The sequence below is a fragment of the Bacillus sp. M13(2017) genome, assembly GCF_002218325.1.
Classification (GTDB): Bacteria; Bacillota; Bacilli; order Bacillales; family Bacillaceae_G; genus Bacillus_A; species Bacillus_A thuringiensis_K.
Genome location: NZ_KZ268503.1, coordinates 310,784 through 322,862, shown reverse-complemented (window position 1 = coordinate 322,862; position 12,079 = coordinate 310,784). Strand labels below are relative to the sequence as shown.

Sequence of the window (12,079 nt, the reverse complement as noted above, 5' to 3'; positions counted from 1 at the left end):
CAAATGAAATGTTATGATATCGGATTTATTCAAACATATATTGATGGAGAACTTTCTCATGATACAAGAAAGGAATTCACAAAACACCTAGATACATGTGAAACATGCCAAGATTTATTAGTAGAAATCAGTAAATTAAACCAATGGGAGAACGTAATGCTAGATGAAGAATCTGCACATTCACCACAAGAAATCAAAATTGATGTAGAACAAGGATGGAAAACATTTGAAAGTCGTTCAAAACTAGACAATGTTTCTAATATAAATTATAAAAAACAACAAAAGAAGGGAATTTTTACAAAAATGAATAAAAAATCAAAACGTTTCATGTATACAGCAGTAGCAGCAGCAGGACTTTTCACAACAGCAATGATTCCACAAGTACAAGTGGCGGCTACAAATGTTGCCTCATATTTTTCGGATGCCGTTACAAATGATAAAGTTGTAAATGAAGGATCGAAAGATGAAAATGGTGTCACAATAGATGGAATGAAGAATGGTCAATATATTCCTATTGATGAAAAAATTACAGATCAAGGTATTACTGTACATTTCAAAGAGTTATATATCGCTGATTCACGTATATCTGTTCATTATAGAATGGAAAAAGCTGATGGAAGTTTAGTACCATTTGAATTTGATACAACGGGATTAAAGCTTGGAAGTGATGGTAAGGTTAATGGACAACAAGAGGAAAATCCTGAGCTTAAAAATGGAGAGGTAATATCCTTTATCCAAGATTCAGATGATCGTCTCCCTTTTGAACTTATGGCATCAGGGAAAAAATTAGAGCATGTAGGTATTCGTGATAAAGATAAACCAGAAGGTGTCGTTACATTTGTTGAAGGTCCTGAAGGGAAAGACGCTTTTAAACAACCCCTTACGTTAGATGTAAATATAAATAAAATAGGAAAAGTAGCTGGATCTTGGAAAGGTCAAATTCAAATTGATACAGCAAAACTTAAAAAATAAAGCAAATCAAAATGAAAAAAAGAATAGTACAATATGTATCTAATGCTCAGTTTATATGTTTCCTTGTTTTCCTTACATTTATTTCTTATATAGTTTTTACTCTATCTTTTATTTATGATTTAAGTTTATAACCTTAAATCAATCATTTAAAACCATTACAAGATAAAAATCCCATAAAAAAGTAGTAAAATAAATAACCGGTTCCTTAACGTATAGGGAATCGGTTATTTTGTGTCTAAACGTACAATTTTCTTTTTTTGATATGGTGCCCCCTTAGAGTAGGAAATTCGTCTCATTTTATGTCGAAATTTGCTTAACGTATATTTTCGTTAAAATGTGGGCGGTACCCCATGCCCATCAAGCTAAGAAAAAACTGTACTCCAAAAGGAAAATTTTGGATGCTTCTAATGCAAATTACACTTATATTATAAGGATTATGATTTAAGATTTGAAATGTAAAGTATACTTGACCTAAACAAAAATTAAATGTAAAGTATACTTAACGTAAAGTTTGCTTTACTAAGATGGTAGGTGTAAAGAATGAAGAATAACATAAAAAATTTGCGTGCCAAATACGATTTTACACAAGATGAATTAGCCGTGATGTTAGATGTATCAAGACAAACGATTATTTCATTGGAGAAAGAACGTTATAATCCCTCCATTACGTTAGCTTTCAAACTCTCGCGTATATTCAGTTGTCAAATTGAAGATATATTCATTTATGAGGAGGATTAAATCATGAGTAGGACTAAAAAGGCGAAGGAAAGTCGATTTATATTTTTAATTTCCGGCTTATTTGTGACTGGTGTATCGACTTATATAAATTTTGATGATGTAATAAATGGTCGATTTCCAGATGTTATTACTATTATGTCTTTTGCATTAGGGATTAATCAATTACTTATGGCATACTTATCTCCACACTTATTTCCAAAAGATGAACGTTCGAAGATGATTTTAGGAAAATCGATGTTCGTGAATTATTTTGTCATATTTGGTACAATTTTGCTTCTATTTATCCTAACCGAATTTAGCGATATTAATTGGGATGCTCAACAAGTCTTAGTAGTACTCACTTCAATTTTGATGTTAACAATCCCTACTACGATGGTCATCTATTCAAAAATTATATAGTTCTTTAAAGAATAATTTTATCAATTGGATAAGGCTAATTTAAGTGTGTATTAATCATTTAAATTAGCCTATTTTATTTCACTAGATTGCCTAAGTTTACATGCACAAGAACTTCAATGCCTCCTATCACCCTCAACCATACAAGAAATCGCTAAGCGGACGGGATTTGTGAAACGAACAAGTAAATACCAAGCAAACGAACTTGTGGCTCTTTGCGTCTGGCTCAGTCAAGAAATTGCCAGTACATCACTTACTCAGCTATGCAGTCGATTAGCGGCTTCGACAGGTGTCTTAATAAGCCAAGAAGGACTTAATCAACGCTTTAACAATGCGGCTGTCGCGTTCCTTAGAGAAGTCTTCACTTTACTCCTTACACAAAAATTATGTTCGACACAATCGTTAAATTCACGCATGCTTGGTGCTTTCAAACGTATTCGCATTTTAGATGCGACAGTTTTTCAGCTCCCAGATTCTTTCGCTAACGAGTATCAAGGTTCAGGTGGAAGTAGTAATAAAGCTGGAGTGAAGATTCAATTGGAATATGATTTACTAAGTGGTCAGTTCCTTAACGTACAGCTTGGGCCGGGAAAGAATAATGATAAAACATATGGTACCGTTTGCCTTGAAACCGTAGAGGCGAGCGATTTGTGTTTACGTGATCTTGGTTACTTCAATTTAGGAGACTTACAAACTATTCAGGATAAAGGAGCTTACTATATCTCGCGGTTGAAGCTGAATACACGGATTTATATCAAGAATTCTGAGCCAGAATACTTCAACAACGGTACGTTAAAAAAGCAAACAGAATACATCCAGCTTGATATGACACAAATGATGTCGGGTCTAATCCCCGGTGAAACGATAGAAATTTGCGAGGCATAAATTGGCCAAAATCAGAAACTTCCAGCACGTGTCATTATCCATCGTTTAACCGATGATCAAACACAAACACGCCTAAGAAACCAAGTGATACGTGAAAAGAAAAAAGGCATTGTCATGAAGGATAAAAGTAAACGTTTAATGGGCATGAATGTATATATCACGAACACGTCTCTAGAAGGAGTACCAACGAATTACGTGCACTCACTGTATTCACTTCGTTGGCAGATTGAAATTTTGTTTAAAACGTGGAAGTCATTTTTTGAAATTGATGAATGTAAAAATATTAAAAGAGAACGCCTAGAGTGCCATTTATATGGCCAACTCATCAGCATTCTCCTCTGTTCTTCTACGATGTTCCAAATGCGACAGTTTCTGCTGAAAAAAACAAAGCAGGAGCTGAGTGAATACAAAGCGATTTATATGATTAAAGATTACTTTCCGTTACTGTTTCAAGCGATAGCCCTTGGCACAGAAGAACTTTTGAAAATTATGCATCGTCTTTATCTACTGCTCAAAAAGAACGGTCGTAAATGTCATCGGTATAAGAAGATGACCGTCTTTGATATTCTAGGGATTGTGTATAAAACGACGGTGAAGCATAGACAAGCTGCCTAGCGAAAAAATCACGTTTTAATAGGCTTCTTTAGTATGCCTACTTTTCTATCAATTGCTAGTTTTGAACCAAGGATCGTTTCATATCTAGTAAGTTACTTGGTTAGCTTGATGGGCATGGGGCGGTACCCCTATTACTTTTGAACTACTCAGAAAAGCTAACAAAAGTACCTAACACAACTGTGCGAAAGATTGTACTAGAATACACTCATTACTATAATTGTGTGCTAATTCAGGAGAAATTAAACTACCTATCCCAAAAAGAATATAAGAAACAGGTAGTTTAGGTATTATGATGTTCATCGTATTTTCAGGTCTCACATCATAAGGCATTTTGTTTATTTAACAGCAATAATGGAGAAAAGCGGTATAGAAGCATAAGCAACTTGCTCAGCTTTTGTGTAGATTAATTCGTGAAAATCTTGTCTTGTTTGAATATCCCGAAATCCTAACTGAAATAGTACTGCCTTATCCCATTCTGGTCGCATAGCAAAAGTGAGTGGTAAATTTTTAGCAATCTCATCTCCTTCGCTAAATAATATTTTTTCATCATAAACTGGAAATCCCAATTGTTTTGCTTTCTCAATATCGTTTTGATAAATTTCGGCATGCATTTTCTTTGCTAATGTGATATTCCAATTTGCATCAAAGATTAGTAACTGACCATCTTTTTTTAACCAATTATACCATTCTGTGTATGTTCTTTCCGGATAATGAAGTGTCCAAGTTACATTACGTGAAACAATAACATCATATGACTCTATATCATCGAAAGGAGAAGCATGTGAAACATGAATAAAATTTACAGAAACTCCTGATTGTAATGCATTTTTTTTTGCAGTTTTAATCATATATTCTGAAAAATCTAAAGCAGTAACCTCGTGCCCCATCTGAGCTAATAAAATAGCAAAGAAACCTGGACCAGTACCAATTTCTAAAATTTTAAGAGGACCTTTCTTACTAATATATTCTTCTAAAATTCGTCGCCACGCTTCTTTTTTAAATCCACTTAGTTCTTCCTGAATAATGCCATCATATATTTCAGCACTTTTGTCCCAGTATTTTTGATGTCTTTTTATTTCTTCCATATTACTCCTCCTGATAAAAAATATTGACAAACTAAACTTACTTTTAATATGATAATCGTAATCATTACGATTTGCAACATAAAATTAGAAAGAGGGTTTGTAATGAATAAAAAGATAATCACTTCATTGTTGACTGTTTTGTTAGTTTTTGTTTTAGCAGGATGCAGTGAAGACAGTAAAGTTACAACTAAGGAAAATAAAGATACGATTCAAGTGGCGCTAACATCTGATAGTGGTGCAGATAAGTTAGATGCAGCTTCTTATGATGGATCAATGCCATTATATACTGCGGTGTATGATCCTTTAGTAGAATACGGAGAAAATGGGGAGATAAAACCTGCATTGGCCAAATCATGGGAGGTTTCGGAAGATGGAAAAACATATACTTTTCATTTACGCAATGATGTCAAGTTTTCTGATGGATCTAATCTCAATGCAGATGCTCTTCTATTTTCCATTAATAGATGGAAAGGCAAAAAAGAACATGCTTGGTTAAAAACAGCAGCGACTTTGGAAAGAGCGGAAAAAATAGATGACTATACTATTAAAATGATATTTTCTGAACCAAGTGTTTTGATTTTTAATGAGTTAACAGCAGCTCGTCCGCTCCGGGTAATGAGTCCAAATTCTGTGGAACCTGCTGGAGATCCAAATGGTAAGTTTGTAAAAGCGATTGGCAGTGGCTCATTGAAAATCGACTCTCACAAAAAGGGGAAAGAGACCGTACTAACTCCAAATAAACATTATTGGAAATATAATTTGAAAAATAAAAAGATAATTTGGAAAGTTATCCCTGATGCGCAAACTCGTTCTTTAGCACTGCAAGAAGGAAGCATTCAGATAGCCGGAGGAGAAATGAGCAAGATATCATATCAAGCCTTAAATGTATTTAAAGATAATAATGCCTATAAAGTAGAAAACAAACCGGGTACAATGAGTTATTTTCTTGCAATCAATAATCAAAAAGAAGCTTTACAAGATGTTAAAGTTCGCCAAGCGTTGAATTATGCCATTAATAAAGAACATTTAGCAGATAAGGTATTAGATAAAAACGGATTACCAGCTAAAGGTTTATTTGCTAGGACTGTACCTTTTGTGACAGAATTGAATAACTCAGGTTATACCTATAACCTAGATAAAGCGAAACAATTATTGAAAGAAGCGGGATATGGTGAAAACGGGAAGGTTTTAAAGCTTAAGTTAGCTTTCCAAACAGAAGAATTTCCTGAATGGAAACAAATTTCAGAAACTATACAAAGTAATTTGAAAGAAGCTGGAGTTGAAATTTTACTTAATAGCATGGAGTCAACCTCCTATTATAATAATTTATGGGAAAAACGAGATTATGACTTATTAATCTATAGAACCTATGCAGATAGTCTCAATCCACAAGGTTTTCTAGATTCCCTATTTGTGGTAAAAAGTGATGGGAAAGGTGTAGCTTATACGGATGAAAATCTGTCAAATTATATTATAGAAGCTGGCAAAGCTATGACTAATGATGAACGTCAGGCAGCATATGATAAAGTATTTTCTTATATGAATACAAATGCAGTGACTGTCCCTCTTTTCTATCCAAATGATATCTTTGTACATCGTGCTGATACAAGAGGTTTTACTTGGGGACCAATCATTGATGACCCGGTCATTTGGAATAACCTAGAAAGGGTAGAATAGAAGATGTGGCGTTTTGCTCTAAACAGATTATTTATCATTTTTTTAACTCTATTTTTTCTCAGTATTTTTTTGTTTTTTCTTGTTCGAATAATTCCCGGTTCACCAGAAATGGTCATACTATTACAGCGTGGAGGAATTATAAATACCGAAGAATTGACTAATCTAAGAGAAGAACTTGGTCATAATACATCATTATTTTATCAATATATTGGGTGGGCAATGAAAATAATAAGGTTCGATTTTGGTGTTTCTTACCAATCGAACCTCCCTGTGGTAGAAGAAATATTTTCACGAATAAATGGCACACTTTTATTAGCTGGACCTTCTCTAGCTATTTCAACGTTGGCTGGGATAATCATTTCTTTTTATGCCGCTCTTTATAACGGAAGTAGATGGGACAAATGGATTGGCAATATATCTATTTTTCTATCATCACTGCCAAATTACTTGGTTGGACTATTATTGGTATTAATATTTTCTATACACTGGAAAATTACTCCTGTTTATGGTAATGATACGTGGTTACATTTCATTCTCCCTATTGTGACTACTAGCTTACCCCTTAGTGCAGTTTTTGTACAATTATTCCGGCAAATCATAGGGGAAGTAATAGAAAGTCTTTATTTTGAAGCGGCTCGAGCAAGAGGTTTAAAAAATGTAGTTTTATACAGTAGAACTCTCTACCTGCCTTGTATTCATGGATTTTTAACGGTGATAGCTGCTAATATTGGTAGTTTGTGGGGGGGTATTATTGTAATTGAAACTATTTTTGCTTGGCCTGGGGTAGGGAATTATATTATTCATGCAGTTTCTGTCAGGGATTATCCAGTTATTATAGGGTTTACATTAATAATGGCATTGTTTACTATGCTTATCTATTTAATAATTGATATGCTTTTAAGATATATAGATCCACGTCAAAAGTGGAAAGAAGGGGGAAGAGAATGGTGAAAAAAGCAGCATGGATTCTCCCGATAACTTGTTTTATTTTGTTAATCTTTGTAATAATAATAGGAATTTTATTTACTCCATATAACCCATATGAAGTAAATGCGTCAGAGAAATTACAGCCACCAAATTCCCTTCACTGGTTTGGAACCGATCATTTAGGGAGAGATATATTAACTAGACTTGTTATTGGAGCACCTTATACTTTGCTTTTTCCGGCCATCGTCTTAATACTTTCTTCTATTTTAGGGACATTCTTTGGACTTATTAGTAGTTTATGGGGGAGAAAAATAGATACTATAATGACTGCTATCATGGATTCCTTCAGTTCTATACCGAATTTGCTTTTTGTTGTTGCCATTACTGGTATTTTGGGTCCAGGGCTTGTTAATACGTTAGTAGCTGTTCTAATTTCTTGTTGGGTTCAATATGCAAGAATCATACGTAACGTGTCGGTTGTTATACGAAATCAACCATTTATTCTCGCTGCACAATTAAGTGGAACATTTGGAATCAAATTGATTTACCGACATCTGCTACCGAACACATTACCTCTTATTCGTGAACTGTTTTTTTTAGATATGGGGACCATTATTCTGATGATATCCAGTCTATCTTTTCTTGGTTTAGGAGCGCAACCACCATTGCCAGAATGGGGTGGCATGATACTTGACGGCAAAAGTTATTTCCAGATTGCACCATGGATTACTTTGATTCCTGCTTCCTGTATTACCATTTTTGTTATGTTATTTTATTTTATTGGAAAGGGGCTAAAAGTAAGTGACTGACAATATATTACTTGACGTGCAGAAACTTTCCATCAAATCAGGCGAGAATATACTAGTAAAAAATATTTCTTTTCATATTTGCAAAGAGGAGATGTTTTGTTTAGTTGGGGAATCTGGCAGCGGTAAATCAATTACTTCTCGCACAATAATGGGATTATTAGACAAGAGAAAAATAAAGATAGATGGTGCCATAACGTTAGATAAACAAAAAAACAATTTGACAATGCTGTCAGAAAAGGAGTGGCAGAAAATCAGGGGGGAAGAAATAGCATTAATTTATCAACACCCCACACTGGCATTACATCCGTTTTTAAAGATTGGAAACCAAATGTTGGATGTGCTAAGAAGTAAAAAGTCATTAGGAAAAAAAGAAGCAGAGAAAGAAGTATTTCAACAACTATCGGAAATGAACTTTTCTGACCCCGAAAAAATAGCAGCTGCTTATCCTTCGCAGCTAAGTGGGGGTATGAATCAACGTGTCATGATTAGTATGGCATTGTTACTACGGCCTCGTTTGTTAATTGCTGATGAACCAACGACTGGTTTAGACACAATTAACCAACAAAAAGTTATTCGAAAACTATTAGAGCTAAAAGAAAAATATAAAATGTCCATTTTATTTATTACACATGATTTACGCCTAGCGGACCAAATTGCAGATAAAGTGGCAGTGATGAAGAACGGTGAAATTATTGAAGTAGCACCGCTTTCTACCATTAGAGAAAATCCACAACACAGTTATACAAGAGAATTATGGAATACACTCCCTAATTCTCAGGGTAGCGAGGGAGGTTCTAAATGCTTTTAGAAGTAAAAAATATTTCTGCATCATTTCAACACTCAGAAAAAAAGATACTTGATAACGTTTCTTTCCTACTTAAGAAAGGACAAAAATTAGGCGTTGTAGGAGAGTCTGGGGGCGGAAAAAGTACACTGACAAGAATTTTATCAGGTTTTCATCCATATACAAATGGAAAAGTACAGATACAAAATCGAGTAATTAAAGAAACAGCTAAAGATAGAAAATGGATAAGCAAAAGATTACAAATGGTTTTTCAGAATCCACTTTCCTCACTAGACCCTCAGCAGACTGTTCAACAGATTTTAGAAGAGCCATTGCTTAATTTCACTTCACTTACTACAAAAGAACGCAAACAAAAAATTTTGGAACTATTAGCAGAGGTGAATTTACAACCTGACGTTTTAAAAAGAAAAAGTAATTCATTAAGTGGGGGACAGGCACAAAGAATTTGTATTGCACGATCATTGTTAGCTAATCCAGAAATTCTTGTATGTGATGAGCCAGTTACAAGTCTTGATATGACAACACAGTTAAAAATAATGAAACTACTAAAGAGAGTTGGTAAAGAGCAGCAATTATCAATTATTTTCGTTTCACATGATATTTCGCTTGTTTTAGAATTTTGTGATGTAGTCCTGGTACTTAGAGACGGGAAAATAGTTGATTATTTTGTAGCAAAGGAGTGGATGCATGCAGATAGAGATGCTTACACAAAAAAATTAATTGAATCAACTGGAATTATCTAAATTATTTAAAAGTATGATTTAATATGTAACTGCAAATGAAGTCTATGTATATGTGAAGTAAGAAAAAAGAGGGCGTATCCGGCCCTCTTTTCTGATTTTAAAATATTATTTATAAAAAGGTTAATTATGGTTCCATATTTTATGAGTAGTAACTAATATCTGATAGGAGTGGAAATAATGATTAACATTAAAAAACTAACTTCTTTTCTAATTGTAAGCGCCTTATTTGTAATTCTTATAAGTGCAAGCGTGTATGGTCTATTAAGTAATAAATAAGATGCTAATAGCTGCACTATTCAAAACGCAGTACCGATTAATGAAGGGAAAATTTATGCTATGAGCTGCAATAATTATGCTTTTCTTAGTACTGAAAATGGACAAACGGATTCAAAAGGAAAAGTTAGTCCTAATTTTACCACCAAAGTTATGCTGAAAATAGACAATGATAGAATTTTCATTGCTGGTATGCAAGGGAAATGGAAAGTTGTAGGATCAAATGGAAGAGATTTAGAGAAAGGGAAATTATCAGATCCACGTACTCCAAGATTTGTTAAAAAAGTACCCATTTTCTTGTCCATATATCGAGACAAGAAAATGGGTACTTCTTTAAACGGAGACACCAAAGTGGATACTTTCTGAATAGACTTCAAATTATAGATTTGAAATAAATACAAGATCTTTGCAAGAAAGACGTGAGGTTTCTAAAAAGATACGATGCTTTACCTCTTCATTTAAACCAATTAGAAGCACACAATATAATACTTTTATTAAAATTAATGAAATAGAAGACTAACTTTATATATCTATAGAGTTAGTCTTCTATTCATAACAACAATTATTTATGAGAATTCAGGTCCTTTTTTTCGTTTTAGGAAACAAAGAATTGCTTAGCTTGATAGCGATATGGCGGAATCACTATAATTAGTCTGTTATCGATTATTTGTTAAATTCTTTGAAAATACATCTTTCGTGATGTAGAAAGAATGCATACCTGCAAATTCTTTAAATTCTTCATTTAAATTTTTGATTTTTTCTTCAAATTGAAATCCGAGCTTTTTCAAAACTCTAATTGATGCTTTGTTTTCAGGGAATACAACAGCAACAACACGCTCTATCCCTATTTTTAAAAATGCGTATTGTAAAAGGGCGTATGTGGCTTCCGTTGCATAACCTTTTCCCCATTTATCATACGATAAAGCATAATACATTTCTGTAGATGTAATCTCAAAGTCTAAAGGATCTAATTCACAATATCCGCTAAACCTTTGAGAAGGTTTTTCAAAAATAGAAAGATTGAATTTAGCAATATTATTTACGTTGTTTTTTTGTTCATCTCTATGCTCCATAGAATAATATCTTGTATTTCTTCTAGTGAATACGACGGAGATGGCATAAAACGGTTTGTTTTGGGATGTTTTTGTAATTCGTATAAAGGTTTTGCATCAGATATGTGATAAGGTTTGATTAATAATCTTTTGGTTTCGATATGAGCCGTACTAACAATCTACAGTACTACGTCTAATCTTGTTTCATTAGTTATTTCAGTAGTATTAATAGCATCAGCTGGAGAATCATTGTTAGTTTGACTAGGTGTCTTCTCTTTATCAGCACGAAACTTGTTTAGCATCTCCATAATAATCCATAAGGGGACACCTTTATCTTTTAACATTTTCCATGAGCAGAAGGAGAATCTTGAGTATTCTTTACTGTACCCACAGTTGAATACTTTGTAGATTGATTTACCCTATGTGCATTTAAACCAATTTCCATTCCTTACACCTGTTTCCTTTAAATGTTTATATATAGATATTACGAGTTAAAAGATACTTTGGAAATATAAATTTATGGAACTATTACTATCAATATTCATTGAAAGATCAACTCTTAGTAGATATTTTTATAAGTATTTTAGTAATTGAATGATTTCTTTTTTAAACTCAGGACTTGCTAATTTCAATAACTTAGGGACTTCTCTAAAGTGTTTTACAAGGGCTTTATTGATTTTATTAGAGTAATGCTTTTTGTCACCTGTAAGCAGGTCTACAATGTCGTTTTTTAACGAAGTACTCACTTTCCCCCATAAAAATTCTGATTCTGTCTTATGTTTATCAATAAATATTTTTACTTGATTAATAAAAGGATCATTTTTATGCTGAATAGCATCTTGTAACTGTGTAATTGTCATCACTTCTGCTTGAAGAGATTGGTACATAGGAGCTGGATTAGCATTTTCGGCAGCACTTACATTTGTTGCGAAAACTCCAATACTACTACATCCAATCATACTAGCCAAAGCAATTCCTGTACATTGTTTTACAAATGATTTTGGTTTTCTTGCGTTCATAATAAATCTGCCTCCTATATTAATATTTTGTCTTACAGGTAAATGCTACCATATTTATAAGGAGTTTGGGCATATCAAATGTT

At 33.4% G+C, this 12,079-nt stretch carries 12 protein-coding genes and 3 pseudogenes; 11 read left to right on the top strand and 4 right to left on the bottom strand.

Going from position 1 to position 12,079, the window contains the following annotated elements:
* Nucleotides 1-3 precede the first annotated feature (3 nt).
* The 5 genes and pseudogenes from CGQ22_RS13455 to CGQ22_RS31445 all read left to right on the top strand — a co-directional run.
* Nucleotides 4-972 (top strand): DUF4179 domain-containing protein, encoded by a 969-nt coding sequence (locus CGQ22_RS13455; protein WP_089148829.1) that lies wholly within the window; start codon nt 4-6, stop codon nt 970-972.
* A 540-nt stretch (nt 973-1,512) separates the two neighbouring features.
* Nucleotides 1,513-1,710: a helix-turn-helix transcriptional regulator gene (locus CGQ22_RS13450; RefSeq protein WP_089148828.1), complete on the top strand. Its 198-nt coding sequence runs from the start codon at nt 1,513-1,515 to the stop codon at nt 1,708-1,710.
* A 3-nt stretch (nt 1,711-1,713) separates the two neighbouring features.
* The gene (locus tag CGQ22_RS13445; protein ID WP_089148827.1) at nt 1,714-2,109 is read left to right on the top strand and encodes a hypothetical protein; all 396 of its coding nucleotides are present in this window, start codon (nt 1,714-1,716) and stop codon (nt 2,107-2,109) included.
* A gap of 75 nt (nt 2,110-2,184) precedes the next feature.
* Nucleotides 2,185-3,606 (top strand): annotated as a pseudogene (locus CGQ22_RS13440) (IS4 family transposase).
* A 143-nt stretch (nt 3,607-3,749) separates the two neighbouring features.
* Nucleotides 3,750-3,890: pseudogene (locus CGQ22_RS31445) on the top strand (IS3-like element ISBt2 family transposase); the annotation flags it as partial.
* Nucleotides 3,891-3,941: 51 nt separating this feature from the next.
* Here the strand turns inward: CGQ22_RS31445 and CGQ22_RS13435 are convergent.
* Entirely contained in the window at nt 3,942-4,691 is a 750-nt protein-coding gene (locus tag CGQ22_RS13435; protein ID WP_089148826.1) for a class I SAM-dependent methyltransferase, read from the bottom strand.
* A 102-nt stretch (nt 4,692-4,793) separates the two neighbouring features.
* On the opposite strand from CGQ22_RS13435, the gene CGQ22_RS13430 reads away from it, so the two are divergent.
* The 6 genes from CGQ22_RS13430 to CGQ22_RS32455 all read left to right on the top strand — a co-directional run bounded on the left by CGQ22_RS13430 (nt 4,794) and on the right by CGQ22_RS32455 (nt 10,291).
* Nucleotides 4,794-6,368 carry an ABC transporter substrate-binding protein gene (locus CGQ22_RS13430; RefSeq protein ID WP_089148825.1) on the top strand — a complete coding sequence of 525 codons (1,575 nt, stop codon included), beginning with the start codon at nt 4,794-4,796 and terminating at the stop codon, nt 6,366-6,368.
* Between the two features lie 3 nt (nt 6,369-6,371).
* Nucleotides 6,372-7,319, top strand: a complete 948-nt coding sequence (locus CGQ22_RS13425) for an ABC transporter permease (protein WP_089148824.1) — start codon at nt 6,372-6,374, stop codon at nt 7,317-7,319.
* Complete coding sequence (locus CGQ22_RS13420) at nt 7,313-8,104, top strand: ABC transporter permease (protein WP_089148823.1); 792 nt, start codon at nt 7,313-7,315, stop codon at nt 8,102-8,104. Before CGQ22_RS13425 ends, CGQ22_RS13420 begins: the two co-directional genes overlap by 7 nt.
* Nucleotides 8,097-8,912 (top strand): ABC transporter ATP-binding protein, encoded by an 816-nt coding sequence (locus tag CGQ22_RS13415; protein WP_089148822.1) that lies wholly within the window; start codon nt 8,097-8,099, stop codon nt 8,910-8,912. Before CGQ22_RS13420 ends, CGQ22_RS13415 begins: the two co-directional genes overlap by 8 nt.
* Nucleotides 8,903-9,652 (top strand): ABC transporter ATP-binding protein, encoded by a 750-nt coding sequence (locus tag CGQ22_RS13410; protein WP_089148821.1) that lies wholly within the window; start codon nt 8,903-8,905, stop codon nt 9,650-9,652. The genes CGQ22_RS13415 and CGQ22_RS13410 overlap by 10 nt, the downstream gene beginning before the upstream one ends.
* Before the next feature lie 336 nt (nt 9,653-9,988).
* A complete protein-coding gene (locus tag CGQ22_RS32455; RefSeq protein ID WP_254704102.1) occupies nt 9,989-10,291 on the top strand; it encodes a hypothetical protein in 303 nt (100 codons plus the stop codon).
* Between the two features lie 290 nt (nt 10,292-10,581).
* On the opposite strand, the gene CGQ22_RS13400 is transcribed toward CGQ22_RS32455, so the two are convergent.
* From CGQ22_RS13400 to CGQ22_RS13390, 3 genes and pseudogenes are all read right to left on the bottom strand, one after another.
* Nucleotides 10,582-10,998 carry a GNAT family N-acetyltransferase gene (locus tag CGQ22_RS13400; RefSeq protein ID WP_254704103.1) on the bottom strand — a complete coding sequence of 139 codons (417 nt, stop codon included), beginning with the start codon at nt 10,996-10,998 and terminating at the stop codon, nt 10,582-10,584.
* 158 nt (nt 10,999-11,156) lie between these two features.
* Nucleotides 11,157-11,327 (bottom strand): annotated as a pseudogene (locus CGQ22_RS32450) (DUF3914 domain-containing protein); the annotation flags it as partial.
* 222 nt (nt 11,328-11,549) lie between these two features.
* Nucleotides 11,550-11,996: a hypothetical protein gene (locus CGQ22_RS13390; RefSeq protein ID WP_089148820.1), complete on the bottom strand. Its 447-nt coding sequence runs from the start codon at nt 11,994-11,996 to the stop codon at nt 11,550-11,552.
* Nucleotides 11,997-12,079 lie beyond the last annotated feature (83 nt).

Excerpts from the sequence above, each read along its gene's own strand:
- CGQ22_RS13455 (WP_089148829.1), top strand. The coding sequence starts at position 4 with ATGAAATGTTATGATATCGGATTTATTCAAACATATATTGATGGAGAA.
- CGQ22_RS13450 (WP_089148828.1), top strand. The coding sequence starts at position 1,513 with ATGAAGAATAACATAAAAAATTTGCGTGCCAAATACGATTTTACACAA.
- CGQ22_RS13445 (WP_089148827.1), top strand. The coding sequence starts at position 1,714 with ATGAGTAGGACTAAAAAGGCGAAGGAAAGTCGATTTATATTTTTAATT.
- CGQ22_RS13435 (WP_089148826.1), bottom strand. The coding sequence starts at position 4,691 with ATGGAAGAAATAAAAAGACATCAAAAATACTGGGACAAAAGTGCTGAA.
- CGQ22_RS13430 (WP_089148825.1), top strand. The coding sequence starts at position 4,794 with ATGAATAAAAAGATAATCACTTCATTGTTGACTGTTTTGTTAGTTTTT.
- CGQ22_RS13425 (WP_089148824.1), top strand. The coding sequence starts at position 6,372 with ATGTGGCGTTTTGCTCTAAACAGATTATTTATCATTTTTTTAACTCTA.
- CGQ22_RS13420 (WP_089148823.1), top strand. The coding sequence starts at position 7,313 with ATGGTGAAAAAAGCAGCATGGATTCTCCCGATAACTTGTTTTATTTTG.
- CGQ22_RS13410 (WP_089148821.1), top strand. The coding sequence starts at position 8,903 with ATGCTTTTAGAAGTAAAAAATATTTCTGCATCATTTCAACACTCAGAA.
- CGQ22_RS32455 (WP_254704102.1), top strand. The coding sequence starts at position 9,989 with ATGAGCTGCAATAATTATGCTTTTCTTAGTACTGAAAATGGACAAACG.
- CGQ22_RS13400 (WP_254704103.1), bottom strand. The coding sequence starts at position 10,998 with ATGGAGCATAGAGATGAACAAAAAAACAACGTAAATAATATTGCTAAA.
- CGQ22_RS13390 (WP_089148820.1), bottom strand. The coding sequence starts at position 11,996 with ATGAACGCAAGAAAACCAAAATCATTTGTAAAACAATGTACAGGAATT.